Annotated in this window: 26 protein-coding genes; 13 read left to right on the plus strand and 13 right to left on the minus strand. The window is 33.0% G+C overall.

Going from position 1 to position 25,512, the window contains the following annotated elements; translation table 11 throughout:
* Positions 1-30: 30 nt before the first annotated feature.
* The 9 genes from rpmG to ACFSC2_RS08335 form a co-directional block, all read right to left on the minus strand.
* On the minus strand, positions 31-213 hold the full coding sequence (gene rpmG / locus ACFSC2_RS08295) for a 50S ribosomal protein L33 (protein ID WP_011963553.1): 183 nt from the start codon (positions 211-213) through the stop codon (positions 31-33).
* Positions 214-240: 27 nt separating this feature from the next.
* On the minus strand, positions 241-477 hold the full coding sequence (gene rpmB / locus ACFSC2_RS08300) for a 50S ribosomal protein L28 (protein WP_008468080.1): 237 nt from the start codon (positions 475-477) through the stop codon (positions 241-243).
* A 74-nt stretch (positions 478-551) separates the two neighbouring features.
* Positions 552-1,802, minus strand: a complete 1,251-nt coding sequence (locus ACFSC2_RS08305) for a CinA family nicotinamide mononucleotide deamidase-related protein (protein WP_379816932.1) — start codon at positions 1,800-1,802, stop codon at positions 552-554.
* Positions 1,803-1,980: 178 nt separating this feature from the next.
* Positions 1,981-2,325, minus strand: coding sequence for an Hpt domain-containing protein (locus ACFSC2_RS08310; protein WP_379816933.1), 345 nt, complete (start codon positions 2,323-2,325; stop codon positions 1,981-1,983).
* Positions 2,325-2,936, minus strand: a complete 612-nt coding sequence (locus ACFSC2_RS08315; RefSeq protein ID WP_379816934.1) for a fumarylacetoacetate hydrolase family protein — start codon at positions 2,934-2,936, stop codon at positions 2,325-2,327. The genes ACFSC2_RS08310 and ACFSC2_RS08315 overlap by 1 nt, the downstream gene beginning before the upstream one ends.
* 88 nt (positions 2,937-3,024) lie before the next feature.
* Entirely contained in the window at positions 3,025-3,795 is a 771-nt protein-coding gene (locus ACFSC2_RS08320; protein ID WP_379816935.1) for an exonuclease domain-containing protein, read from the minus strand.
* 221 nt (positions 3,796-4,016) lie between these two features.
* Positions 4,017-5,402, minus strand: a complete 1,386-nt coding sequence (locus ACFSC2_RS08325; RefSeq protein ID WP_379816936.1) for a dihydrolipoamide acetyltransferase family protein — start codon at positions 5,400-5,402, stop codon at positions 4,017-4,019.
* A gap of 84 nt (positions 5,403-5,486) precedes the next feature.
* A complete protein-coding gene (locus ACFSC2_RS08330) occupies positions 5,487-6,650 on the minus strand; it encodes a glycosyltransferase family 2 protein (protein ID WP_379816937.1) in 1,164 nt (387 codons plus the stop codon).
* 30 nt (positions 6,651-6,680) lie between these two features.
* On the minus strand, positions 6,681-7,865 hold the full coding sequence (locus ACFSC2_RS08335; protein WP_379816938.1) for a BamA/TamA family outer membrane protein: 1,185 nt from the start codon (positions 7,863-7,865) through the stop codon (positions 6,681-6,683).
* A gap of 140 nt (positions 7,866-8,005) precedes the next feature.
* On the opposite strand from ACFSC2_RS08335, the gene ACFSC2_RS08340 reads away from it, so the two are divergent.
* Positions 8,006-8,566: a hypothetical protein gene (locus ACFSC2_RS08340; protein ID WP_379816939.1), complete on the plus strand. Its 561-nt coding sequence runs from the start codon at positions 8,006-8,008 to the stop codon at positions 8,564-8,566.
* Positions 8,567-8,758: 192 nt separating this feature from the next.
* On the opposite strand, the gene ACFSC2_RS08345 is transcribed toward ACFSC2_RS08340, so the two are convergent.
* Complete coding sequence (locus tag ACFSC2_RS08345; RefSeq protein ID WP_379816940.1) at positions 8,759-9,949, minus strand: DUF5009 domain-containing protein; 1,191 nt, start codon at positions 9,947-9,949, stop codon at positions 8,759-8,761.
* 113 nt (positions 9,950-10,062) lie between these two features.
* On the opposite strand from ACFSC2_RS08345, the gene ACFSC2_RS08350 reads away from it, so the two are divergent.
* From ACFSC2_RS08350 to ACFSC2_RS08370, 5 genes are all read left to right on the plus strand, one after another.
* Positions 10,063-10,800 (plus strand): tyrosine-protein phosphatase, encoded by a 738-nt coding sequence (locus ACFSC2_RS08350; protein ID WP_379816941.1) that lies wholly within the window; start codon positions 10,063-10,065, stop codon positions 10,798-10,800.
* Positions 10,801-10,880: 80 nt separating this feature from the next.
* Complete coding sequence (locus ACFSC2_RS08355) at positions 10,881-11,846, plus strand: T9SS C-terminal target domain-containing protein (RefSeq protein WP_379816942.1); 966 nt, start codon at positions 10,881-10,883, stop codon at positions 11,844-11,846.
* 64 nt (positions 11,847-11,910) lie between these two features.
* Entirely contained in the window at positions 11,911-13,773 is a 1,863-nt protein-coding gene (locus ACFSC2_RS08360) for an ABC-F family ATP-binding cassette domain-containing protein (protein ID WP_379816943.1), read from the plus strand.
* A 70-nt stretch (positions 13,774-13,843) separates the two neighbouring features.
* Entirely contained in the window at positions 13,844-14,332 is a 489-nt protein-coding gene (locus ACFSC2_RS08365) for an FKBP-type peptidyl-prolyl cis-trans isomerase (RefSeq protein ID WP_379816944.1), read from the plus strand.
* 24 nt (positions 14,333-14,356) lie between these two features.
* Positions 14,357-15,136: an O-methyltransferase gene (locus tag ACFSC2_RS08370; protein ID WP_379816946.1), complete on the plus strand. Its 780-nt coding sequence runs from the start codon at positions 14,357-14,359 to the stop codon at positions 15,134-15,136.
* Between the two features lie 51 nt (positions 15,137-15,187).
* Here the strand turns inward: ACFSC2_RS08370 and ACFSC2_RS08375 are convergent, their stop codons facing one another.
* Positions 15,188-15,847: a DUF6565 domain-containing protein gene (locus tag ACFSC2_RS08375; protein WP_379816947.1), complete on the minus strand. Its 660-nt coding sequence runs from the start codon at positions 15,845-15,847 to the stop codon at positions 15,188-15,190.
* A 292-nt stretch (positions 15,848-16,139) separates the two neighbouring features.
* Between ACFSC2_RS08375 and ACFSC2_RS08380 the strand changes: the two genes are divergently transcribed.
* The 7 genes from ACFSC2_RS08380 (at position 16,140) to ACFSC2_RS08410 (ending at position 23,731) form a co-directional block, all read left to right on the plus strand.
* On the plus strand, positions 16,140-16,832 hold the full coding sequence (locus ACFSC2_RS08380; RefSeq protein WP_379816949.1) for an ABC transporter ATP-binding protein: 693 nt from the start codon (positions 16,140-16,142) through the stop codon (positions 16,830-16,832).
* A 130-nt stretch (positions 16,833-16,962) separates the two neighbouring features.
* Entirely contained in the window at positions 16,963-17,514 is a 552-nt protein-coding gene (locus ACFSC2_RS08385; RefSeq protein WP_379816950.1) for a hypothetical protein, read from the plus strand.
* Between the two features lie 51 nt (positions 17,515-17,565).
* Positions 17,566-18,135: a cob(I)yrinic acid a,c-diamide adenosyltransferase gene (locus ACFSC2_RS08390; protein WP_229349106.1), complete on the plus strand. Its 570-nt coding sequence runs from the start codon at positions 17,566-17,568 to the stop codon at positions 18,133-18,135.
* Positions 18,136-18,373: 238 nt separating this feature from the next.
* Entirely contained in the window at positions 18,374-18,595 is a 222-nt protein-coding gene (locus ACFSC2_RS08395) for a DUF2795 domain-containing protein (protein ID WP_007138072.1), read from the plus strand.
* Between the two features lie 85 nt (positions 18,596-18,680).
* The gene (gene secA / locus ACFSC2_RS08400) at positions 18,681-22,022 is read left to right on the plus strand and encodes a preprotein translocase subunit SecA (RefSeq protein WP_379816951.1); all 3,342 of its coding nucleotides are present in this window, start codon (positions 18,681-18,683) and stop codon (positions 22,020-22,022) included.
* A 225-nt stretch (positions 22,023-22,247) separates the two neighbouring features.
* A complete protein-coding gene (locus ACFSC2_RS08405) occupies positions 22,248-22,814 on the plus strand; it encodes a DUF2306 domain-containing protein (protein WP_379816953.1) in 567 nt (188 codons plus the stop codon).
* Positions 22,811-23,731: a YARHG domain-containing protein gene (locus ACFSC2_RS08410; protein ID WP_379816955.1), complete on the plus strand. Its 921-nt coding sequence runs from the start codon at positions 22,811-22,813 to the stop codon at positions 23,729-23,731. Before ACFSC2_RS08405 ends, ACFSC2_RS08410 begins: the two co-directional genes overlap by 4 nt.
* Positions 23,732-23,808: 77 nt before the next feature.
* Here the strand turns inward: ACFSC2_RS08410 and ACFSC2_RS08415 are convergent, their stop codons facing one another.
* Positions 23,809-24,471: a TrmH family RNA methyltransferase gene (locus tag ACFSC2_RS08415; RefSeq protein WP_379818606.1), complete on the minus strand. Its 663-nt coding sequence runs from the start codon at positions 24,469-24,471 to the stop codon at positions 23,809-23,811.
* 64 nt (positions 24,472-24,535) lie between these two features.
* Positions 24,536-25,504: a sulfotransferase family protein gene (locus ACFSC2_RS08420; protein ID WP_379818608.1), complete on the minus strand. Its 969-nt coding sequence runs from the start codon at positions 25,502-25,504 to the stop codon at positions 24,536-24,538.
* Positions 25,505-25,512: the final 8 nt, after the last annotated feature.

A 25,512-nucleotide genomic window follows, 5' to 3' on the forward strand; every position in this document is an offset into this window, starting at 1 on the left:
CCATTTGAGATTTACAAAAATCTCTAATTATTACTTAATTTCTTTGTGAACAGTTACTCTTTTCAAAACTGGATTAAATTTTTTAATCTCTAATCTGTCTGGAGTATTTTTTTTGTTCTTAGTTGTAATATATCTAGAAGTTCCTGCAACACCAGAAGCTTTGTGCTCAGTACATTCTAAAATTACCTGGATTCTATTACCTTTCTTTGCCATCTTGCTATATATTTATTTAGGAAAAGATTATTTGATAAATCCTTCTGACTGCGCTTTTTTCAAAACTGCAGTGATTCCATTTTTATTAATTGTTTTTATCGTAGATGCTGCTACTCTAAGAGTAATCCATCTATCTTCTTCTGGAAGATAAAAACGCTTTTTAACTAAGTTTACAGAAAACTTTCTCTTAGTTTTGTTCATAGCGTGAGAAACGTTATTTCCTACCATCGCTCTTTTACCTGTAAGGTCACAAACTCTTGACATTATACTTATCTTTTATCGTTATTCAAAATCAGGGTGCAAAGAAAAGAAAAATAAACCATTGTAGCAAAAAAATATTACACAATTTTTAAAATTTCTTTCTGCAATATTTCTAAACTCTTAACTGTTGCCCTATCTATCACTTTTTCACGCGGTTGTCCGAAGTTAAATTCTTCTACAATTAGACCGCTCGGAGTTGCCAAAGCAATAAAAACTGCGCCAATTTCAGCATCAGAATCCCCTTTTGAAGGACCTGCATTACCTGTCGTTGCTATCGCATAGTCCGTCTTCATTAGGTTTTTCACATTCGAAGCCATTACCGACGCAACTTGCGCACTTACAACAGAATATTCATTAACTAAATCTTCAGAAACACCTAAAACATTTATTTTAGCTTCAGTTGCATAAGAAACTACACTTCCTTTAAAATAAGCCGACGCTCCAGGAACAGCAGATAATAATGAAGCTACTTTTCCGCCTGTAAAACTTTCTGCGGTTGCAATGGTTTTATTTTGCTTAGCAAGTAGTTTTCCAACAACAGCTTCTATTGTTTCATTTTCGTCGTAACCGACTATAATATCATGAATAATAGCATCTAATGATGTTACATTATCTTCTATTGCTTTTTCTAAAAGCTCTTTATCGGTTCCTCTTGCCGTCAATCTTAATCGCACGCGACCGGGATTTGGCAGATAAGCCAACTTTATAAATTCTGGAAGATTATTTTCCCAATGCTCGATACGTTCTGCAACTAAACTTTCGCCTTGACCATACGTTAAAATGGTTTTATGAATAATATAGGGACGTTTGTACTCGCGAACAATTTTGGGGATTATCTCTTCTTCTACCAAATATTTCATTTCGTACGGAACTCCTGGAAGCGAAATAAAGACTGTGTTTTGCTTTTTCATCCACATTCCTGGTGCTGTTCCTACTTTGTTATGCAAAACGGTGCAAGTTGACGGAACCAAAGCTTGATCTTTATTCAATTGTGAAATTGGTCTTTTGTAAAACCCTTCTATCAACTCTGTTACGTGCGCCAGAACTTCTGGATTCACAACCAATTCGTCATTAAAGTATTCGCAGAAAGTTTTTTTGGTAATATCATCTTTTGTCGGACCTAAGCCACCAGTTACAATAACAACATCTACTCTATTCTGAAATTGCGCAAAAGTATCTAGAATGTGTTTTTTATCATCGCTGATAGAAAGCATTTCTATTACCTCAACTCCTATTCTGTCTAGCGATTTAGCTATAAAAGCTGAATTTGTATCTACGATCTGACCAATTAAAATTTCATCTCCAATGGTAATAATTGCTGCTTTCATATTTGTGAAATATTTTTACTTACCAATACAGTAAGTCATTATTAAGAAAGAATTTAGCGCACTGAATCCTGACAAAACAATGCATTAGTTTTATTTTTAAAAAATGATATTTAAGATGGGGGAGGAAAAATAAAGAAACCCAATTCTATCAACAAAAACAGAATTGGGCTATAAAATTTTACAAATCAAAGTCTTTTTTTATTTCTTTGATCGCTTCTTTAACTTGTGTTTTTATGCTTTTATAAGTTTCAATGATATCTTTTTTCTTGCCTTCGGCCTTTGTCCAGGCTTCTACCTGCAAGATTTCTTCAAAAGCAACATTTAAACCCATTAAATCTAATGTTGGTTTTATTTTATGTGCATAAGAATAAGCATATTTATGATCTTTCTTTTTAATCCCTTCTTTGATTTCTTTTAAATCTTCTGGAACTTCTGTAACAAATAAGGTTAAAATTTGATTTACAAATTCAGGATCATTGTCTGAAAGCGCATACACTTTCGAAAGGTTGTATTTTAAAGCCATTACTTTACTTGTATTCTGAATAATTTTTTATCTTCTAAAAAGCCTTCTAAAACATCATTTGGTTTTACAGCCGCAACACCTGCCGGCGTTCCTGTAAAAATTATATCCCCAATTTTTAATGTAAAAAACTGCGACACATGCGAAATCAGTTCATCTATTTTCCAAAGCATCATTTCTGAATTTCCTTTTTGAACCGTTTCGTTATTATTTCGCAATTCAAAATTAAGATTTTCCATCGAAACATAATCAGTTTTTGGAACAAAATCACCAATAACTGCCGAACCGTCAAATGCTTTGGCTTTTTCCCATGGAAGTCCTTTTTCTTTTAACTTACTTTGCAGATCACGCGCCGTAAAATCGATTCCAACACTTATTTCGTCATAATATTTATGAGCAAATTTTGGCTCGATGTATTTTCCAACCTTATTAATCTTTACGATTATTTCGATTTCATGATGCACATCTTCCGAAAATTCTGGAATTACAAACGGATGCTGCTTCAACAAAACTGCCGAATCAGGCTTCATAAAAACTACTGGTTCACTCGGACGTTCGTTTTTTAACTCTTCTATATGATTGGCATAATTCCTGCCGACACAAACAATTTTCATTTTTTTTCTAAGCTTCTAAGATGCTAAGTCGCTAAGTTTCTAAGAAACTAAAAAACTTAGCATCTCAGAAACTTAGCGACTTAGGACCTTACTTCGTATTTAATTTTCTCAATTTTATTGCTGTCAAAACTTTTTTGGTGTACAAAGGAAAATCAGCATTTTGAATCCAGCTGAAATATCCTGGCTCCGACTCTAATACTTTTTCCACCTTTGCTCCTTTGTGTTTTCCAAAAGTAAAAATTTCTTCGTTATCTTTATCAAAAGCGATCATTCCTGCAAAATCAGCAATTTTCTTGCGCGTTGTAAACTCAGACAAAGCTTTCATATCATTTTCTAATTCTGGGTAACGATCTAACTGTGCTTTTAGAATTTCATAAGTCGCCATAGTGTCGGCTTCTGCCGAATGGGCATTTTCTAAACTTTTTCCGCAGTAAAACTTTAAAGCAGCGCTTAACGTTCTTTCTTCCATTTTATGAAAAATAGTCTGAACATCTACAGAGACTTTGTTTTTCATATCAAAATCGACTCCAGCACGAAGTAATTCTTCAGCAAGAAGCGGAATATCAAAACGATCGGAATTAAATCCTCCCAAATCGCTGTCTTTAATCATGTTATGAATTAGCGGTGCCAGTTCTGCAAAAGTAGGTTCGTTGGCCACTTTTTCGTCGGTAATACCGTGCACAGCCGTTGTTTGAGGAGGAATTGGAATTGTTGGATTAACCAGCCAGGTTTTACTTTCTTTGTTTCCGTTAGGAAAAACTTTGAATATTGAAATTTCTACGATTCTATCTTTACCGATATCAATTCCCGTTGTTTCGAGATCAAAAAAGCAAATTGGTTTGTTAAGTTTTAATTCCATTTCTAATTTTTATAAGTTTACAAATGTAATTTTTAAAGCCGAATTTCTTCCCTTATTCTTGTTTTTTTTGTCTAAAAAAGCTTTCAAATTGTGATTTTAACTTTTCCAAATAGACTCTTCCACAAGATAGAGCATCCGCACCTAAACTTTTCTTACAAAACAAAAAAAATCCGATAAGCTTAAACACCTATCGGATTTGAATTTATTTTTATAATTGATTTCTAGAAATCTCTTTCTATATCAAAAGCTTCTAAATATTCTGCTACTCTTTTCACAAAACTTCCTCCTAAAGCTCCGTCAACAACTCTATGATCGTAAGAGTGAGACAAGAACATTTTCTGACGGATTCCGATAAAATCACCTTCTGGAGTTTCGATAACCGCAGGAACTTTACGAATTGCTCCAAGAGCTAAAATTCCAACTTGCGGCTGATTAATAATCGGCGTTCCAAAAACACTTCCGAAAGTACCAACGTTTGTAACAGTGTATGTTCCGCCTTGTGTATCGTCTGGTTTTAGTTTTCCAGCTTTTGCACGGTTTCCTAAATCGTTAACCGCTTTTGCCATTCCAACCAAATTCAACTGATCTGCATTTTTAATTACAGGAACAATTAAATTTCCGTTTGGAAGAGCTGCTGCCATTCCTAAATTGATATTTTTCTTTTTAATGATATATTCTCCATCTACAGAAATGTTCATTCCAGGGAAATCTTTCAGAGCTTTTGCAACTGCTTCCATCATAATTGGAGTAAAAGTCAATTTCTCGCCTTCTCTTTTTTCGAAAGCTGCTTTTACTTTATCTCTCCATTTTACGATATTCGTTACATCCACTTCAATAAAAGACTGAACGTGAGCAGAAGTTTGAACCGAAGCTACCATGTAACCTGAAATCAGTTTACGCATTCTGTCCATTTCTACAATTTCGTCACCACCGTTTACAGAAACCGGAACTGCCTGCTGCGCTTTTGGAGCAACTGACTCAACCGCTTTTGGCGTTTCAGCAACCACTTTAGGAGCTTCAACAACTGTTTTCGGAGTTTCTTGAACTGGTTCCGAAACTGGCTCAACAGCTTTTGGTGCTTGTACAACTCCAGCTTTACGATCTTCTATATATTTTAAAATATCTTCTTTTGTTACTCGTCCATCTTTTCCAGAACCTGCAATAGCATCTAATTCTGAAGTAGAAACACCTTCTTCTTTCGCAATATTTTTTACTAATGGAGAAAAGAATTTATCCGAACTGCTGAAATCTTGAGTTGTAGTAGTTTCTTTAACCGCTTCGATTGTCTGCTCAATTACTGCTGCTTCGGCAGGAACAGCAGTTTCTTCAACTGTATTTACAGTTTCTGATGCTGCAGCTTCTCCTCCTTCTGTTTCGATAATTGCGATAGTTTGTCCGACTTGAACTAAATCGTCTTTGCTGAACAACTGCTCAACTAAAACTCCTGATACTTCACTTGGCACTTCACTGTCAACTTTATCCGTTGCAATTTCTAGTACAGCTTCATCAGCTTCAATTTTGTCTCCAACTTCTTTCAACCAGTTTGTAATGGTTGCTTCAGCGACACTTTCTCCCATTTTCGGAAGCTTTAATTCAAATCTTGCCATATTATTAAACTAAAAGATGTTTTTGATTTTCAGATTGCGAATTTACTGAAAAAATTAAACATAAATTATATTAAATATAATTTTTTACTCGATTTTTAAAATTTCACCCCTGTCATTTTTAGAATTGCTTCCAATTATAAAATGGGTATTTTTGGGCAAAATTTTAAAAGTAACCTTCTTATCTTTAAGAGTTTCTATGATTTTGATGCATTTTTTGAATGAAATAGACTCATTATCCAAAATAATCTCAATCCTTTTCCCCTCAAAAACAAGGGACGAATTTACCAATTTTTCTTCGGGGAATTTTATAAAGCGGACTTTATTTTTTAAAACTAAGGCTAATTTTTCAGACAATTTCTGGTTTTCTGAATAAAAAATAAAATTTTCTGGACTCGCCGCTGTTTTGGTTTTTCCTTGAAACATTTTTACAAAAGAGAAAAACCAAGTTCCAATTTGGATAAAAAAACTAAAAAATAAAGACTTCTTAAAATGTTTTTCATAAAAGAAATTCATCGCTTCCTGAAAACGTTTCATGTATTTTTCGTCTTTTACTGTGCTTTCTCCTTTATAATGTATCACAGTAGTTTCGTGAAAATAAAAGTTGTGTTTGCCTTTCTGCAACGCACGATACGACAGATCGATATCGTCGGCATACATAAAACAATCTTCATCAAAACCTTGTAATTCCTGATACAAACGGCTTTCTAAAAGCATAAAAGCACCGACCAAAATAGCCACTTTTCCAGTTTCATTTTCACTTAAATGCTGTGCGTAATATTGATTGAAAAGTTTCGATTTTGGAAAGAGTTTATACAATCCGAAAATCTTCGTAAAAGCGATCCAAGGCGACGGGATACCGCGTTTGCTTTCGGGCAAAAAATTTCCTGTTCCGTCAATTAATTTACAGCCGATAATTCCGAGATTATGCTGCCTTTCGGCGAAAGCCAGAATCTTCACAAATGTATCTTCAGCAACAACCGTATCAGGATTTAAGATGCATACGTACTTTCCTTTCGCTTGACGAAAACCAATATTATTACCTTTTGGAAAACCAAAATTTTCTTTGTTTTGAATGAGCTTTACATCTGGAAATTTTTCCTGCATCATCAAAACACTATCGTCTGAGGAATTATTATCGACCACAATAATTTCTGCATCGATTGCCGTTATGGCTTCCTGAACGCTCAAAACACATTGTTCCAGAAAATAACGGACATTATAATTAAGAATAATAATCGATAACTGCATGAAAAAGGGATCTGTAGATTTAGGCCGAAGTTAGAAATTTTCAGACAATCCCAAACGTAAAGACCAATCGTTTTTACTGATTCCGTAATCCAGCGCAAAATTACTGCCGTTGCGTTTGTTCCATTTGATACGAATTCCGGTTCCAACTGCGGGATTCCACTTCTTAAATTGATAAGTATCTAATTTTGAAACTGACGAAATATTGGTAAAAAACACAGCACCAAAAAATCCGTTTCGAGTGATATCTGTTCTATATTCGGTTTCAAAATAAATTAAAGCGTTACTTCTATATCTATTTTTAGTAAAACCTCGTCCCGTTTTTCCGTCGCGATCCCAGCCAATACTAGGCAAATCTAAATAATGAGGTTTTCCTCCAAAAGTTGACCAATAAAAAGCCCTCGAGGCCCAAACTCTGTGTTTGGTTTTACTAAACGAATGGTATTTTCTTGCGTCTACATATAAAGACTGCCATTTATCGCCTTCAACTCCACTGGTATTAATTCGCAGATCGGCTTCGATATAAAGTCCTTGCTCAGTATTTATGATATTTTCGCGGGAGTCATACAAACCTTGAACAGCAAATCCGAAGGAACTTTCGTTTGCATAATCGCCATTCATATATTTATAATAATCGGTTTCCTCGTCGATATAAGATTCCTCAGCAATATTCTGATAATTATCTAAAAGAAAACCGACTCCTAAACGATAATTTCCAATTACTTTTCGGGTGATAAATTGATAAAAACGCCATTGCTGATAATCTAAAGTCGACATTTTCTCTTTAGAATTATGTTCTCCCAAACCATAAGTATACTGCGGATAAATCATGTAGCGATAATCGCCGATAAAATTCCATTTGTTTTCACTCGTATATATATAGGACTGAACCGGAAAAACATATTGTTTGGTAAAACTAAAATAAGGCGAAAAAGTAATTTGAGACATTTTGGTTTTTTCGTGGTCTTCGCCCAAATAAAAAGTAGTCAAAAAAGACACCACTAAACCTGTGCTTGAATTTACATCTACAGGAACGGGCAATAACGAAAAGGCAACCTTTTTTTGCCTGTCTTTTTTGATACTGTCGTTTTTATCAAAGATTTTATGAATAACGTCTAAAATATCGTGATTTCCCATAGTGATGCTGTCATTTTGTGCATGACAAAATGAAGCGGTTAAAAATAAAAACATCGCAAATTTTAATTTTAAACTACTCATTTACAATATTTTAAAAAACAATATCTTACAAATTTAAATTTTTATTGAGAATTACAGTGCATATTTTTTAAATGAATAAAATAGAATTTTGAATTGCGCAAAAAACTATATTTGAGTTAATTCTATGCTAAACTCATTTTATGAAGAATCTTTCGATTTTATTGGTTTTACTATTTTTATTTTGCTTTTCAGCGAAAGGACAAAACAATTTCAATCTCGTAAAATCAAATAAATGGTTTATTGCCGGCCCAGCGAAGGAAAATGAAGAAACGATAAATGAAATAAGGCAGCAAAAAGGAATTATTGTTGTCACTTCTAAAGAGTATCCAAAAGGCGAAATTGAACTAAATATGATGATTACAAATTCGGGAACAAATGACGGAGCTTCGACAAATCTTTCGAAAGAATCAAAATACATCGAAATCACTTATCAATCTACGCAAGTTATAAAATTACAAGCTAGAGAAGGAAACAGCGAAGGAAACGGCTGTGTTCATGGCGGTTCGCACCCTCGAGTAAGTTTACCTGCCTCTCCAGATGATTTTACAACAATAAAAATTCTGTGGTCTGATTTTAAATTGGATGAACTTCCTGATGGCAGAGTTTTAAATATTCACAATTTATGCAAATTCAATTTTGTGAATTATAATCCTGTTTCTGGGTCGGTGCTAAAGATAAAATCGGTGGTTTTTAAAGGTTAAATTTGTTTCAGGTTTTCTAGAAAAGTTATTTTACCGCAAAGCACGCTAAGAATATTATATTGATAGTGATAAAACTTAAAGTTCGCAAAGCTTATTCAACAAAAAGCTTTGCGAACTTTGAGTTTCACAAAACCCTTTAATTAAAACTTAGCGGGCTTTGCGTTAAATTTTCTCATTTTCAAAAATCAAAAACTACAATTGCAGCTGAATTTTATATTTATTCAAAATTTTCATTACAAAAAGCATAATTGTAGAAAACACTAAAGACCAGATAATTCCTGGAACTCCTTCTCTAAAATATCCTGGAATGATATGAATATTAAAAGCTTTACAGAAATAATAAATTACACCCGGCAGAATATAAATCAATAACGGATTTGCGGCTGCGGGCATAAAAAACTCACTCCATTTGGTTTGTTTTTTTACTTCCATCAGCCAATACAAAAAGTAAAATAAAACGGTGCAGATTGCGGCCGAAAGCATTGTCCAAGACGGTGTTCCTTTTATTTTTGAAATCCCGAAATAGGGACGAAGTAAAATTGCGGTTGCCGTAAATAATAGTATAAAACCAATGACAGGCCAATTGATTTTTGAATCGATTTTTCGATCAAAGAACAAAAGCGAAATAACAACTCCGGCGGAAGCCAAAGAAGCATGTGTAAGATGTCCTGCTATAAAACTAAGCCAAGTTGTATTATGAACGAATGAGTTTTCGATGAGATTTACAGAATTCATCAGAACCGAAAAAACTAGAAATCCGATCATTGCCCAAAGATTTCCATTTACCAGCCAATAATAAATTACGGTAAAAAGATACGCCCAGCCAATTAATCCGAGAATTCCCCACCATTTTGGCGTCATTCCTCTTTCGCCGGTATCTCGAATGTATAAAAAATAAAGTGTGATTAAAACTAAAATTCCGCCATACTGCAGAACGTTTTTCAACCAAAGTGGAAAATCTTTTGGATATTTATTCCAAATCGGAATTGGCATTATATAGGCTAAAAGTCCCCAAAATACAGGCTCGATTATCATTTTTGATGCATCGTAACCATATTCGGCATTTACCATAAAAACACCTATTACAATTAAGGCAAAAGCTCTTTTGAAAGTATGCTCCCAAATTGTTTTGGCACTGTCTCCTTTTAATAATCTGGCATTAAAGGCAAACGGAATTGACATTCCGACGATAAATAAAAAAGCAGGAAAAACTAAATCTACAAAAGTCATTGCATCTGCATCTGCAGGCATGTGTTTCATCCATTGCGGAACATTTTTTATGCTTGCTAATTCGTTTACAAAAATCATTACAAAAATGGTAATTCCGCGCAAAGCGTCAATAGAAATTATTCTTTGATTGTATAAATTCTCTTTTATTTTCATAAAAATTTAGTTTTTTTAGTAAAACCAAATATAACATAATTCTAAAATGCTGGTTACAATTGTTACATTAAATTAATCTTCAAATACTATTGCAATTTGTATACATTTGCGCCATGTTATCATTCTTCAAATCCAAACCTTATTTAAAAGACCTGCTGGGAAGTCATTTTATTGATATTCATTCTCATATTCTGCCAGGCATTGATGACGGCGCAAAGAACATTTCAAAATCTATAGAATTAGTAAAATCTTTTCAAGAACTTGGAATTTCGCAAATTATTACAACGCCTCACATAAGCCATTATGTTTGGAATAATTCTCCCGAAATCATTCAAAACAAGCTTATTGAAACTAGAAATTCATTAAAAGAAAAGAAAATCAATACACCAATAAGAGCCGCTGCAGAATATTTTATGGATGATTGGTTTGAAAATCATTTTAAGAATGAAAAACTGCTTACTTTAAAAGATAATTATGTATTGGTAGAAATATCGTATCAAAGTCCGCCGATAAACCTGCATAAAATTATTTTTGATTTAAAAGTTGCTGGCTACATTCCTGTTTTAGCACATCCGGAACGTTATATCTATTTCCACAAAAACTTAGAGGAATATGCAAAATTGAAAAACCTTGGCTGTCTTTTTCAATTGAATTTACTTGCAACAGTAGAATATTACGGCTCTAAAGTTGCAAAAACAGCAGACGAACTTTTAAAGAAAGGAATGTATGATTTTTGTGGTACCGATATTCATCACAGAAAGCATATTGACGCATTTCAGGAAAAAGTTAAGATTGCAGATACCGCTGTTTTGAAAGAAATTATTTCAAACAATCAGTTTTTTAAAATCTAAAAGTATTCATAAAGATTCTTATTTTGATACCATCTGTTTCTCAAAAGCTTTAACTTTAGCAAATACGAACGGTTACCATTATGCTCAAAACTTTTTTCTTCTTTTTTATTGTTGTTTCTACTGCAAATTCCCAGGTTTCGGGCTGTACAGATTCATTGGCTAAAAATTACGATTCTAACGCTGTTCAAAACAACGGAAGCTGTATTTATGAAAACCTAAAATTGAAACCTGAATATAGTGTTCAATTAAGTGATTCTATAAAAGAAACTTCGGGTTTAATAGCTTTCGATAATTTACTATGGACACACAATGACGATCACGATAAAACTATTTATGGTTTAGATACGCTGGGAAAAATCAGAAAGAAAATTGTTTTAAATGCCGTTACAAATCACGATTGGGAAGAGATTTCTCAAGACAGCACATATATTTATATTGGTGATTTCGGGAACAATTATTCTGGAAACAGATCGGATTTAAAAATCTTAAAAATTGAAAAAAAATCTTTCTTTGACGAAAAACCTAAAATAGAAACGATTTCGTTTACCTATTCCAACCAAACGGATTTTTCTGCTTCAAAGCCCAATAAAACTGATTTTGACTGTGAAGCTTTTATCGTTTCAAAAGACAGCATTTATCTTTTTACCAAACAATGGAATTCGTCTAAAACCAGTATTTATTCGTTAGAAAATAAAGAAGGAAAACAAACTGCAAAATTCATTACCTCACTCGACACCAAAGGATTGATAACCGGCGCCACGTATTTAGAAAACAAAAATCTGATTGTACTCTGCGGTTATTCCAAAATAGGAAAACCTTTTTTATTTTTATTGTATGATTTTAAAAATCAAGACTTTTTGTCTGGCAATAAAAGACGTATTGATCTCAAACTTCCTTTTCATCAAATTGAAGGAATCGCAACAAAAGATGGTTTGCATTATTTTTTAACGAATGAATCTTTGGTTCGAAAACCTATACTAAATGTAATGCAGCAAATTCATTATTTTGATTTGAGCAATTTAATAAAAAACTATCTTCAGAAATAAAGCTCAAAAAGAGCCATTCGCAAATCGAATATAATAGTTTACTTTTGCAGAAAATTTTATTCTTGTGAATTACTTATCTGTAGAAAATATATCGAAGTCATTTGGCGAAAGAGTCCTTTTTGACAACATTTCTTTTGGAATTAATAAAGACCAAAAAATCGCTTTTATTGCCAAAAATGGTTCTGGAAAAACCACTATTATGAGCATCATCAATGGTTTGGATGAGCCAGATACTGGACAAGTGGTTTTAAGAAAAGGCATCAGAATGGCATTTCTTTCTCAGGATAACAATCTTCAGGACGAATTGACTATCGAAGAAAGTATTTTTGCTTCGGATAATGAAACGCTGAAAATCATCGAAGCTTATGAAAAAGCATTAGAAAAACCAGAAGATGAAGAAGCTTACCAAAAGGCTTTTGACGGAATGGATCAGCATAATGCATGGGATTTTGAAACGCAGTATAAGCAGATTCTTTTTAAACTGAAACTGGAAGATTTTAAACTAAAAGTAAAAAATCTTTCTGGAGGACAGAAAAAACGTCTTTCATTGGCAATCATTTTAATTAATCGTCCCGATTTATTGATTCTAGATGAGCCAACCAACCATTTGGACCTTGAAATGATCGAATGGCTTGAAAGCTATTTTGCGAAAGAAAACATTACGTTGTTTATGGTTACGCACGACCGTTTCTTTTTAGAGCGCGTTTGTAACGAAATTATCGAGTTAGACAACGGGAAATTATACCAATACAAAGGAAATTACTCTTATTATTTAGAGAAAAAAGAAGAACGAATTACGTCTGAAAACGCCAGCGTGGATAAAGCCAAAAACTTGTTCGTAAAAGAATTAGAATGGATGCGCCGTCAGCCAAAAGCGAGAACTACGAAATCTAAATCACGTCAGGATGATTTTTATGTAATTAAAGAGAAAGCGCAAAGCCGACGTAAAGAGAATAAAGTAGAGCTTGAAATTAATATGGAAAGAATGGGAAGCAAGATTATTGAGCTTCATAAACTTTCTAAAAAATTTAAAGAAAAAGTTATTTTAGATAATTTCAGTTTTGATTTTCAACGTGGCGAAAGAATCGGAATTATCGGAAAAAATGGAACTGGAAAATCGACTTTCTTAAATCTTTTAACAGGAACAATTCCACCAGACAGCGGGCGTGTTGTAAAAGGTGACACAATAAAAGTTGGGTACTATACGCAATCTGGAATTAATCCAAAACCAGGACAGCGTGTTATTGATATTATAAAAGAATACGGAGAATATATTCCTTTAGCAAAAGGAAAAATTATTTCTGCTTCGCAATTATTAGAACGTTTTCTTTTTGATGCAAAAAAACAATACGATTATGTAGAAAAATTAAGCGGTGGAGAATTAAAACGTTTGTATTTATGTACGGTTTTGATTCAGAATCCTAACTTTTTAATTCTGGATGAGCCAACAAATGATTTGGATATCGTGACATTAAATGTTTTAGAGAGTTTTCTTTTAGACTATCCAGGATGTTTATTGGTAGTTTCGCACGACCGTTATTTTATGGATAAAATTGTAGATCATTTATTTGTATTCAGAGGAGAAGGTGAAATCGAAAATTTCCCAGGAAACTATTCTGATTTTAGAGCGTACGAAGACAGTGCAGATGTTGCTCAAAAAGAAGAAAACAAAGCAGAAAAGAAAGAATGGAAACAAAATAATCCAACCGGAAATCTGACTTTTAACGAACAAAAAGAATATCAGAAAATAGAAAGAGAAATAAAAGATCTTGAAATCGAAAAAACTAAAATCGAACAATTATTCTCTGACGGAAAAGTAGCTGATGCTGATATTGAGAAAAAAGCAAATGAGCTTCAAAACATTATCAATAAAATAGACGCAAAAGAAGAAAGATGGTTTGAGCTTTCTGCAAAACTAGAAAGTTAAAATTATCAGCCAGAGGAACATAAAAAACTTATTTTATTATATTCGCTCATCATAAAAAAAATAATACCACATGAAAAAACTATTAGCTGTGTTATTCACAATAACACTTTTTACATCTTGTTCTATTGATGGAGGTAAAAATCCAGAAACGATTGTGCCTAAAGATTACTCTGCAGAAAACGAGACTCAAATTACCGAATATTTAGCAAAGAACAATCTTACTGCAAAAGCCCAAGCGACAGGAACAGGTTTGTATTTTATTATAAATGAACAAGGAACTGGAAAACAAGCATCTGCTTCATCAACTGTAACAATTGCTTACAAAGGATATCTGACAACTGGAACTGTATTTGACCAAAGTACTACTAGTGACGGAAGTACGTTTCAATTAAGCAGATTAATTGAAGGCTGGAGAGAAGGAATCCCTTACTTTAAAGAAGGTGGAAGCGGTGTTTTATTGATTCCTGCTCATTTAGGCTATGGAAGCACTAAAGTTGGAGATATTCCTCCTGGTTCAGTTCTTATTTTTGATATTAAAGTAATTTCTGTAACGAACTAAAATTGATCCTGAAAAGTTAACAAAATGTTCTTTCAAATAAATTCTTATTTAAAATTCCTTTGGAAATCTAAAAACGAACATGCGGTACATTCGCCTTTTGTTTTTAATTTACTGACTAAATGTTTTTATGATAAAAAAAGAAAGCCAGAATATCTGGTTTTAGAAAATTATCGAAAATCACTTTTAGAAAATAAGAATTTTATTGAAGTAACCGATTTTGGTGCAGGCTCAAAAGTCTTCAAATCAAACCGAAGACAAATTTCAAAGATTGCCTCAACAGCGGGAATTTCGCCAAAAAGAGCGCAATTATTATTTCGCGTTACAAAATATTTTCAGCCCAATTCTATTTTAGAAATCGGAACATCTTTAGGTTTAGCAACTTCTGCCTTGGCTCTTGGAAATCCGAACGCAAAAGTAATTACACTCGAAGGATGCCCGAATACGGGAGCTGTTGCGAAAAATCAGTTAAATGATTTTGATTGTACGAATGTTGAAAATGTAATTTCAGAATTTGAATCTTTTTTAATTGCTGAGAATCTGCAGTCAAAAATTTACGATCTCATTTATTTTGATGGAAATCATTCTAAAAAAGCAACTTTAGCTTATTTCGAGCTTTTACTGCCAACGATAAACAACGATTCTGTTTGGATTTTTGATGATATTCATTGGTCTCCAGAAATGGAAGAAGCTTGGGAAACGATAAAAAACCACCCAAAAGTAAAAGTCACTATCGATACTTTTCAATGGGGATTTGTGTTTTTTAGATACGAACAGGAAAAAGAACATTTTATTATAAGAGCATAAAAAAAGGCGATCAAAAATTTGATCGCCTTTTTTACTAATTCAAAATTGCATTTATTTTTTAGCTTCTTTATTTTCTTCAGCTTTTGCACCCATTCTGTTTACAGTATACATAGGTGCGAATTTAATTTTTAAACCTGCGATTTTTCTATTGTCTTCAGCAGTTAAACCTTCTTTTTCAACAGTATTTTTTCTGCTGTCTAATGCTTCGTACAATACTTTTATTTCATCCCAGTCTTCACGAGAATAGCTGTCTTTATTATTCTCAACTGTATGAACAAATTGTTGGTAAACACTATGAATATTTTGAGCATTTACCCAGGCAAAACTCATATCGTCTCCAATTTTTCCTTCACCAAACAAAGCATTTCTAAGTTGTTGTTTAGGACTTGGAGCCGGAGGGGCAAGAAGGGTGGTCATTTCATTTTTAAAGCTTTCGTATTTTGCTTTACTTGTGTTTATTTTTTCTGTTTGAGCAGCATTATCTTTAATATCTGCTAAAGCGGCATCTGCTTCTGCAGCTCTTCTATCATATTCTGATTCGACAGCAGTCCAATTTTCTTTTAAATCTTCGGCTTTCACATTTTTTACCGAATCAACGTAGGCAACATAAGAGTCAATTGTATGCTGTGCTTTTTCTTGTTTTTCATCTTTACATGATGTAAAGCTTAATGCTAATAATGCAATTCCCGTAGCTATTTTTATATTTTTCATATCTTGATTGTTTTAATTAATATTTAAATCAAATTTACTAAATACCTTCATTTAACAAATTACATTATTATCATGTTTTTAAAATTAAAAACATTTTAAAACTATAAAAAACACCAAATAATGATGATTATGCAAAAACAAATAAAAAACATATAACAATTGTCTATTTTAAAAAACATATTCTTTAAATACTTACTTTCTGAAAGAGTTTTTGTAACAAATCCCAATTCTAAACTACTTATTATTTATTGAAAAGTGTTTCGTACTTTTAAATCCAAAATTGTAAAACCAAATGGCTGAACCATTAATTAAAATAACCGACATTAGACGAAACTTCGTTTTAGGCAATGAAATCGTATACGTTTTAAAAGGAATTAATTTAGAAATAAATAAAGGAGAATATGTTGCTTTAATGGGACCATCTGGTTCGGGAAAATCGACTTTGATGAATCTTTTAGGTTGTCTAGACACTCCTACTTCTGGACGTTATGTTTTAAACGGAAAAGATGTCAGTCAAATGAGAGACGACGAATTAGCAGAAATCAGAAATAAAGAAATCGGATTCGTTTTTCAAACCTTTAATCTATTACCAAGAACAACCGCTTTGGATAATGTTGCATTACCAATGATTTATGCCGGATATGGAAAAACGGATAGAATTGCCCGTGCCACAGAAGTTCTTAAACAAGTTAACTTAGGTGACCGAATGGATCATCAACCGAATCAGCTTTCTGGAGGTCAGCGTCAGCGTGTTGCCGTTGCCAGAGCTTTAGTCAATAAACCTTCTATTATTCTTGCCGATGAACCTACAGGAAACTTAGACAGTAAAACTTCTGTAGAAATCATGAAGCTTTTTGGGGATATTCACGAACAGGGAAATACGGTAATTTTGGTAACTCACGAAGAAGATATCGCTGCTTATGCACATCGTGTAATTCGTTTGAGAGACGGATTGATTGAAAGTGATACGTCTAAGAAATTTTAGATTTCTGATTTTAGATTTTAGATTGAAAAAATCAACTGAAATCTAAAATTCATTACTGACTAAAGTTTTAAAGTATAAGAAGTTTTAAGTCTCAAAATAAATCTACACTCTAAAATCTAAAATTACATTTATGCGTTTACCGTATTTATTATTATCATTTTTAATTTTAGTATCCTGTAAAAAAGAACTGGAAAATAAAAATTCTTTGAAACTTCTGCCGCCAAAAAATTCAAGAACAGAAATAAAATGGCTGACTGAAAAAACAGTTAAATTAAAAATAGACAATAATTTATCTTATTCAAAAGGATTTCAATGTGATTCGGTGATAGCAATTGATTATATAGGTTTTGACGGCGAAGATTTCTTTTATCCTATTAATGAAAAAGGCGAATATATAAGTACTATTAATAGAAAACAAAAACTTAATACTGAGCAAATATTGGAATTAAGTTCAATTCTAGGCAGTAAAAAGACATATGAAAATCCAAATATTGCAGGTTGTTATGAACCCAGACTTGCTTTCGTTTATTTTAAGAATAACAACGTAATCTGCCAAACACAAATTTGTTTAGAATGTTCGCAACTTCAATCAACCGCGGCAATAGCTGGAGAATATGGCAATTTCAACAATAACGCTGAAAACGAATTTAAAAAACTCAAAAAAGATCTTGGTTTTAATTAAAAGTAAAAAACTTAGAACCTCAACATCTGAGAACTTAGCATCTAAAAAAAAATGAAAGTATATACTAAAACCGGAGACAAAGGAACAACGGCTCTTTTTGGAGGAACCCGCGTACCGAAAGATCATATCCGCATTGACAGTTACGGAACTGTTGATGAACTAAATTCTTATATCGGATTAATCCGTGATCAGGAAATAGATTCCCATTATAAAACTATTTTAATCGAAATTCAGGATCGTCTTTTTACTGTAGGCGCCATTTTGGCAACACCGCAGGAAAAAGAAGTTTTAAAAAACGGAAAACTTCGTTTAGAAAACTTAGGAATAATTGATTCCGATATTGAATTGCTTGAAAACGAAATAGACAAGATGGAAGAAAGTCTTCCGCAAATGACTCATTTTGTTTTGCCAGGCGGTCACCCTACCGTGTCACATTGTCATATTGCACGATGTATTTGTCGTCGCGCAGAGCGTTTGGCAGTACATTTAAGCCACAATGAACACGTTCCGGAAATCGCAATTATGTACTTAAACCGACTTTCTGACTACCTTTTTGTCTTGGCACGGAAGTTGTCGTTTGACCTAAAAGCGGAGGAAGTTAAATGGATTCCGAGAAAATAAATTTTCTTAAAATTCTAAATTTCTAAATCCCAAATTCCAAGAAAAACTAAAAATTCTTCGAATTTATTTTTTTTCGTAAAAGCTTTAAAAATGGAGGTTTTAAGCTCCTTTTTTGGAATTTGAAATTTAAAAATTGGAATTTAACAAGAGACGTTCTTAAATTTTATTAAAATAAATCAAAAATTACTTGTCTTTTTCGGTAAAAAATTTATTTTTGCACAAACTAAACAGATAACAGATGTATTGGACATTAGAATTAGCATCTTATTTAAGTGATGCGCCATGGCCTGCTAACAAAGATGAACTTATAGACTATGCTATTAGAGCTGGTGCTCCATTAGAAGTAGTAGAGAACCTTCAGTCTATCGAAGATGAAGGTGAGATATATGAATCAATGGAAGAAATTTGGCCTGATTATCCAACAGACGAAGATTATCTTTGGAATGAGGATGAATATTAAAAAATAAACCAAATGAAAAAGTCTCTCATCATAGAGACTTTTTTTTTGGTTCAAATATATACATAAAATAGAAATACAATAAATCATGAGTTTCATAAACAGTATCATTAAAGTCTTTGTAGGCGATAAATCGCAGAAAGATGTCAAAGCTTTACAACCTTATTTAAATAAAATTAAAACATTCGAAACTTCTTTAACGAGTCTATCAAACGACGAATTAAGAGGAAGAACCGTTTATTTTAAAGACAGAATAAAAGAAGCCAGAGCTGAGAAAGATGCTAAAATTGCTTCGCTTAAAGCAGAAGTAGAAAATATCGAAGACATCGACAAAAGAGAAGATCTTTACGATGCTATCGATGCTCTTGAAAAAGAGGCTTATGAAATCTCAGAAAAAGCTTTGATGGAGATTCTTCCAGAAGCGTTTGCAGTTGTTAAAGAAACAGCACGTCGTTTTAAAGAAAACTCACATATTGAAGTTACTGCAACTCCAAAAGACCGCGAATTCTCAGCAGCGAAACCTTATATTTCTATTGAAGGTGAAAAAGCAATCTGGGCTAACAAATGGAATGCTGCCGGAAAAGACATCACTTGGGACATGATTCATTATGATGTTCAGTTAATTGGTGGTATGGTTTTACACGAAGGAAAAGTTGCAGAGATGCAAACTGGAGAAGGTAAAACTTTAGTAGCTACTCTTCCACTTTACTTAAACGCTTTAACTGGAAATGGAGTTCACTTAGTAACTGTGAATGATTACCTTGCAAAACGTGATAGTACTTGGAAAGCACCTTTATTCGAATTCCACGGTTTATCTGTAGATTGTATCGATAATCACCAGCCAAGTACAGAACAAAGAAAAAAAGCATACGACGCTGATATCACTTACGGAACCAACAACGAATTTGGTTTTGACTACTTAAGAGATAACATGGCACATTCGCCAAGCGATTTAGTACAGAGAAAACACAACTATGCAATTGTCGACGAGGTTGACTCGGTATTGATCGATGATGCTAGAACACCACTTATTATTTCTGGTCCGGTTCCTCAAGGAGATCGTCATGAATTTAATGAATTGAAACCAAAAATCGAAAACTTAGTTGCACAACAACGTCAGTTAGCGAATGGTTTCTTAGCGGAAGCTAAAAGACTTATCAAAGAAGGAAATACTAAAGAAGGTGGATTTTTATTGCTAAGAGCTTACAGAAGTTTACCTAAAAATAAAGCCTTAATTAAGTTTTTGAGTGAAGAAGGAATTAAACAATTACTTCAAAAAACTGAAAATCAATACATGCAGGATAACAACCGTGAAATGCATAAAATTGATGAAGCTTTATATTTTGTAATTGAAGAAAAAAACAATCAAGTTGAATTGACAGATAACGGTATTAAATACCTTTCTGGAGATACCGATTCAGATTTCTTCGTACTTCCAGATATCGGAACTGAGATCGCTGCAATCGAAAGACAAAAATTAGATAAAGACTCTGAAGCTGAAGCCAAAGAAAGATTATTTCAAGATTTTGGTGTAAAAAGCGAGCGTATCCACACGCTGACACAGCTTTTAAAAGCATACGCTTTATTCGAAAAAGACGTAGAGTATGTTATCATGGACAACAAAATTATGATTGTCGATGAACAAACAGGTCGTATCATGGACGGACGTCGTTATTCAGACGGTCTTCACCAAGCGATCGAAGCAAAAGAAAATGTAAAAATTGAAGCTGCTACACAAACTTTTGCAACTGTTACATTACAGAATTATTTCAGAATGTACAACAAATTAGGTGGTATGACGGGTACAGCAGTTACAGAAGCTGGAGAGTTATGGCAGATTTACAAATTAGACGTTGTTGAAATTCCAACAAACCGTCCGATTTCAAGACAAGACAAAGAAGATTATATCTACAAAACTACACGTGAAAAATTCAACGCTGTAATCGAAGATGTAACTGAATTATCAAACGCTGGAAGACCAGTTCTTATTGGAACAACTTCTGTAGAGATTTCTGAATTATTAAGCCGTATGCTTAAAATGAGAGGAATCACACACAACGTATTGAATGCTAAAATGCACAAACAAGAGGCACAAATCGTTGAAGAAGCTGGTAAAGCCGGAGTTGTAACTATTGCAACAAATATGGCTGGTCGTGGTACCGATATTAAATTATCTCCAGAAGTAAAAGCTGCAGGAGGTTTAGCAATCGTTGGTACAGAGCGTCATGATTCTCGTCGTGTAGACAGACAGTTACGTGGTCGTTCTGGTCGTCAGGGAGATCCAGGAAGTTCTCAATTCTATGTTTCTCTTGAAGATAACTTAATGCGTCTTTTCGGTTCTGAAAGAGTTGCGAAAGTAATGGACAGAATGGGACTTAAAGAAGGTGAAGTTATTCAGCATTCTATGATGACTAAATCTATCGAACGTGCTCAGAAAAAAGTAGAAGAAAACAACTTTGGTGTTCGTAAACGTTTATTAGAATATGATGACGTTATGAATGCACAGCGTGAAGTTGTTTACAAACGTCGTCGTCACGCATTGTTTGGTGAGCGTCTTAAATTAGATATCGCGAACATGCTTTATGATACTTGCGAACTAATTGTAAGCAACAATAAAATTGCAAATGATTTTAAAGGATATGAATTTGATTTAATTCGTTACTTCGGAATCACTTCTCCAATTTCTGAAGCTGATTTTGCAAAATTGTCAGATATTGAAGTTACTGGAAAAGTTTACAAAGAAGCATTAGCATTTTATACTGAAAAAACAGAAAGAAGCGCTAGAGAAGCTTTCCCAATTATTAAAGGAGTTTTTGAAGAGCCAAACAATCATTTTGAAAGAATTGTAGTTCCATTTACAGATGGAATCAAAACTTTGAATGTGGTAACAGACTTAAAGAAAGCTTACGACAGCGAAGGAGCGCAATTAATTGCTGATTTTGAGAAAAACATCACACTTTCTATTGTTGATGAAGCTTGGAAAAAACATTTACGCAAAATGGACGAATTGAAACAATCTGTTCAATTGGCTGTTCACGAACAAAAAGATCCATTGCTTATTTACAAATTAGAAGCTTTCAACTTGTTTAGAGGAATGTTGGACAACGTTAATAAAGAAGTTATTTCATTCTTATTTAAAGGTGATTTACCAGCTCAAAACGCTCCTGAAATTCACGAAGCAAGAGAAGTTCGTCAGCAAGAAAATTTACAATTAAGTAAAGACGAAATTCCAAACAGCGAAAACATGAATCGTGAAGCTGGACAAACGCAAGAACGTCAAGTAACAGAAACGATTGTTAGAGATATGCCAAAAATCAACAGAAATGATACGGTTACCGTTCAAGAAGTTGCAACTGGTAAAACAGAGACAATGAAGTTTAAAAAAGCAGAAAGTTTAATCGCTGCTGGAACTTGGGTTTTAGTAAAATAATCTCAAAAGTTTCATTTAAAACTTAAAATATAAAATCTCCGATTATTAAAATAGTCGGAGATTTTTTTGTTCTTTATTATAACAATATTAAATTTTGCTTGATTTTATAACAACCTTTTTTCCTACATTTGTCCGTCTAAAATCGTAAAGCCAAAATTGAAAAACTATCTAAAATCTTATTCGCCTCTACTACTGACAATAGTTTTTAGTTACTTTTTCATTTTAATGATTAAGATTACACTTCAGTATTTTCCATTCAAAACAGATGTTGCTTTTCTTCAAATTAAACAGACAGAAGTCACAGAAATACCTTTATATCTTGTATTCTTCTATATTCATGTCTGCTCTTCAATTTTTGTTTTACTAGCTGGGTTTTCTCAATTTAATTCGACGCTTTTAAAAAAATATCCAAAGCTTCATCAAAGAATTGGAAAATTGTATGTTTTTACTATTCTTTTTCTCAGCGCGCCTTCAGGATTATTTATTGGTGTTTTTGCAAATGGCGGTTTATTTTCTAAAATATCATTTGTAACACTTGCTGTCCTTTGGTTTTATTTTACTTTAAAAGGATATACAACCATTAGAAAAGGAGATTTTCATTCGCACAAAATCTTTATGTATAGAAGCTTTGCTTTAAGTTTTTCTGCCATAACACTGCGCTTTTGGAAAGTCATTATTGTAACCTTATTTCATCCCCCGCCAATGGACGTTTATCAAATTATAGCCTGGCTGGGCTGGATTCCGAATTTGTTAATCATCGAATATTATCTTTATAACCAATCAAAAAAATGAAAAACTGTTTTTACTTATTATTTGCTGTTTTGCTTTTTTCATGCAATTCAAAAGAAAAAAAAGCTGTAGAAAATTTACCTTCAAAACCTCAGGAACAAGAATTAATGACGGAGCTTTATGGCTCTTGGGTTGGCGATTTCATTGCCGAAGAACGAAGCAATGATAGTGGTGAAACTGAAATGTACAGCAATAAAATAAATATCTCAATCAAAAAAATCACTTCGTCTGAAGTAACAGGAAGAAGTATTGTCGCTGGAAACAACAGACCGCTTACAGGCAGAATGACTAAAAAAGGTGATAAAGTTCACTTTATACTTAACGAACCGGGCGATGATAAAAATGATGGCTTTTTTGATTTTGAAATTAAAAATGATACGCTTCTTGTCGGTATGTGGACAGCAAATAATCCTAATAAAGATGTTAGAAAAAGAAGCTTCACACTGACAAAAAAAGAATTCAGATATAATCCGTACGTTATGCTTCCCGAAGAAGGAATGTATGTTGATTATCAGAATCCTAAAATAGAAAAAATAAAATATGAAAAGGAAGAAAGTGAAGATGGAGAAAATACAGCAATCGAAAATGACGAAACTGATGGATATGAGAATGCGTCTTTATACAGAGTAGCTTCTGAGAAAATCGTAACGCTTAATTCGTCAATTCAGAAATTTAAAGAATCGGATTTGAAAAATCTAAAGAAAATTGATTTGCAGATTCTTAGAAATACCATTTTTGCAAGACATGGATTTAGTTTTAAAACCAAAACAATTCGTCAGTTTTTTAATCAGGTGGAATGGTATATTCCGATGTACACCAATGTAAATGACAAGCTTACGCCTGTAGAAAAATCAAATATTGCTATTTTAAAACGTTTCGAAAAATACGCAGAAGACAATTATGATTCTTTCGGAAGGTAATTTTTTTTTAAAGCTTCTGAGATTCTAAGCTGCTAAGAAAAAAACTTAGAGCCTTAGTACCTCAGAAGCTTTTAAACCTATCTAGGGTTATCTTGATAATAACGTTCCTCAATACGTTTTATATCTTTTATGGTGTTCTTTGCCCAATCTAAACGTTTAGTCAGGATTTCTTCATCTGATAATTTCCAATCAATATCAGATCTTCTCAGTCTGTTGGTTAAATTCTGAATGATTATAGCTGCAGATACCGAAATATTTAAACTTTCTGTAAAACCAACCATCGGAATTTTTAAAAATCCATCGGCATTGTCCATAATTTCTTGAGACAATCCTTCTTTTTCTGTTCCAAAAAATAAAGCGCTTGGTTTTGTAATATCAAAATCCTCCAGCATGCAATCTTTTTCATGCGGTGTTGTTGCTATAATTTGGTAACCTTTATTTTTCAAATTCGATAAGCATCCAGAAACCGAATCAAAACGGTTGATATCTACCCATTTTTGAGCTCCAAGAGCAATTTCTTTATCGATTCTTTTTCCAAAACGCTGCTCGATTACATTTAATTCCTGAATTCCAAAAACTTCGCAGCTGCGCATCACAGCACTTGTATTGTGCATTTGAAAAACATCCTCTACAGCAACAGTAAAATGTTTGGTGCGATTGTTAAGTACTTCTAAAAATCTTTCTTTGCGGTTTTCTGTCAATATATTTTCTAAGAATGCGAGGTAATCTAAATCAATCATTTTATTTGAATTTGGCGCAAAAATACATTAATAATAAAATAGAATGAAAGATTTGTCTTTATTTTCAACTCACCAATTGTCTGCTAAAATTTTCGTTCAGTTTCTGATGCAGTACATTAGCTTCTTCCAAATTTATATCTAACGCATCATCTTTATAAGAATCTCCAGTAAAAACAATAGTTTCGTTTTTAGAATGTGTTTTTAAACGTTCGAGCATTTTATTTAATGCTGCATCCGAATAATTAATTTTAATGAAAGAGATAAACTGCTCTACAACATTTCTCATTCCTTCATTATAATTAAGCATAATTACATTTTTATCTGTTTCATAAAAATCTAAAAAAGCTTGAAAATATTTTTCCAGAACCAATACTCCATATTGCTGAACACTTTTATCTTGAATTTCTTTAACAGACATTCCGAAAACCGATGGTGGAATCAAATTCGGAACCATATGCATCCCCTTCATTTTTTGATGCGATCTTAAAACTTCGCCCGGATTTCGATACAATAAAGCAAAAGGAATATCTGGGAAAATAGATCGCAGAGAATTAGCTTCGAATATATTCCAAGCATCTAATTTTATAATTAAATTTTTTTCTTCAGAAAATCTTTTTTGTCCAAAGAAACCTAAAACAGCTTTTAATAAAACGGCTTTCTTTTCTGCACTAAAAAATTCGCTTCTCAAAATTTGGTCAATAATTGGTGCCTCAGAAATCATAATGTTTTCGTTTGAAGCAGCTAGACACTGACTCAACATTGTTGAACCACATCTTGAAACATGAAAAACCAATGATTTTAGTTTGACCGAAACCAATTCTTTAGACCAATCAATTACGTTTTCTACTGTACTTAAAACTCTAAAAGGCTTAGAATTATAAAGATGACTTTTGCACTTGGCTATAGTTTCATCAAAAAATGGTTCAACAATTTTAAAATCAGATAAATAAATCCATTCTACATAGATTTCATTATCTTTTTCTATTAATTTGACCGGTATCCAATTTTGCATAAGATGTTGCGAGTTTTCCATTTCTATTT

Origin of the sequence: Flavobacterium artemisiae, assembly GCF_042678225.1 — a bacterium.
Lineage (GTDB): Bacteria > Bacteroidota > Bacteroidia > Flavobacteriales > Flavobacteriaceae > Flavobacterium > Flavobacterium artemisiae.

Bases quoted from the DNA above. Each gene is read 5' to 3' on its own strand.
- ACFSC2_RS08330 (WP_379816937.1), bottom strand. From the start codon at position 6,650: ATGCAGTTATCGATTATTATTCTTAATTATAATGTCCGTTATTTTCTG.
- ACFSC2_RS08420 (WP_379818608.1), bottom strand. From the start codon at position 25,504: ATGGAAAACTCGCAACATCTTATGCAAAATTGGATACCGGTCAAATTA.
- ACFSC2_RS08350 (WP_379816941.1), top strand. From the start codon at position 10,063: ATGTTATCATTCTTCAAATCCAAACCTTATTTAAAAGACCTGCTGGGA.
- ACFSC2_RS08380 (WP_379816949.1), top strand. From the start codon at position 16,140: ATGGCTGAACCATTAATTAAAATAACCGACATTAGACGAAACTTCGTT.
- ACFSC2_RS08340 (WP_379816939.1), top strand. From the start codon at position 8,006: ATGAAGAATCTTTCGATTTTATTGGTTTTACTATTTTTATTTTGCTTT.
- rpmG (WP_011963553.1), bottom strand. From the start codon at position 213: ATGGCAAAGAAAGGTAATAGAATCCAGGTAATTTTAGAATGTACTGAG.
- ACFSC2_RS08385 (WP_379816950.1), top strand. From the start codon at position 16,963: ATGCGTTTACCGTATTTATTATTATCATTTTTAATTTTAGTATCCTGT.
- ACFSC2_RS08345 (WP_379816940.1), bottom strand. From the start codon at position 9,949: ATGAAAATAAAAGAGAATTTATACAATCAAAGAATAATTTCTATTGAC.
- ACFSC2_RS08375 (WP_379816947.1), bottom strand. From the start codon at position 15,847: ATGAAAAATATAAAAATAGCTACGGGAATTGCATTATTAGCATTAAGC.
- ACFSC2_RS08325 (WP_379816936.1), bottom strand. From the start codon at position 5,402: ATGGCAAGATTTGAATTAAAGCTTCCGAAAATGGGAGAAAGTGTCGCT.
- ACFSC2_RS08405 (WP_379816953.1), top strand. From the start codon at position 22,248: ATGATTAAGATTACACTTCAGTATTTTCCATTCAAAACAGATGTTGCT.
- ACFSC2_RS08415 (WP_379818606.1), bottom strand. From the start codon at position 24,471: ATGATTGATTTAGATTACCTCGCATTCTTAGAAAATATATTGACAGAA.
- secA (WP_379816951.1), top strand. From the start codon at position 18,681: ATGAGTTTCATAAACAGTATCATTAAAGTCTTTGTAGGCGATAAATCG.
- ACFSC2_RS08315 (WP_379816934.1), bottom strand. From the start codon at position 2,936: ATGAAAATTGTTTGTGTCGGCAGGAATTATGCCAATCATATAGAAGAG.
- ACFSC2_RS08395 (WP_007138072.1), top strand. From the start codon at position 18,374: ATGTATTGGACATTAGAATTAGCATCTTATTTAAGTGATGCGCCATGG.
- ACFSC2_RS08370 (WP_379816946.1), top strand. From the start codon at position 14,357: ATGTTCTTTCAAATAAATTCTTATTTAAAATTCCTTTGGAAATCTAAA.
- ACFSC2_RS08365 (WP_379816944.1), top strand. From the start codon at position 13,844: ATGAAAAAACTATTAGCTGTGTTATTCACAATAACACTTTTTACATCT.
- ACFSC2_RS08410 (WP_379816955.1), top strand. From the start codon at position 22,811: ATGAAAAACTGTTTTTACTTATTATTTGCTGTTTTGCTTTTTTCATGC.
- ACFSC2_RS08390 (WP_229349106.1), top strand. From the start codon at position 17,566: ATGAAAGTATATACTAAAACCGGAGACAAAGGAACAACGGCTCTTTTT.
- ACFSC2_RS08305 (WP_379816932.1), bottom strand. From the start codon at position 1,802: ATGAAAGCAGCAATTATTACCATTGGAGATGAAATTTTAATTGGTCAG.
- ACFSC2_RS08320 (WP_379816935.1), bottom strand. From the start codon at position 3,795: ATGGAATTAAAACTTAACAAACCAATTTGCTTTTTTGATCTCGAAACA.
- ACFSC2_RS08335 (WP_379816938.1), bottom strand. From the start codon at position 7,865: ATGAGTAGTTTAAAATTAAAATTTGCGATGTTTTTATTTTTAACCGCT.
- ACFSC2_RS08310 (WP_379816933.1), bottom strand. From the start codon at position 2,325: ATGGCTTTAAAATACAACCTTTCGAAAGTGTATGCGCTTTCAGACAAT.
- rpmB (WP_008468080.1), bottom strand. From the start codon at position 477: ATGTCAAGAGTTTGTGACCTTACAGGTAAAAGAGCGATGGTAGGAAAT.
- ACFSC2_RS08355 (WP_379816942.1), top strand. From the start codon at position 10,881: ATGCTCAAAACTTTTTTCTTCTTTTTTATTGTTGTTTCTACTGCAAAT.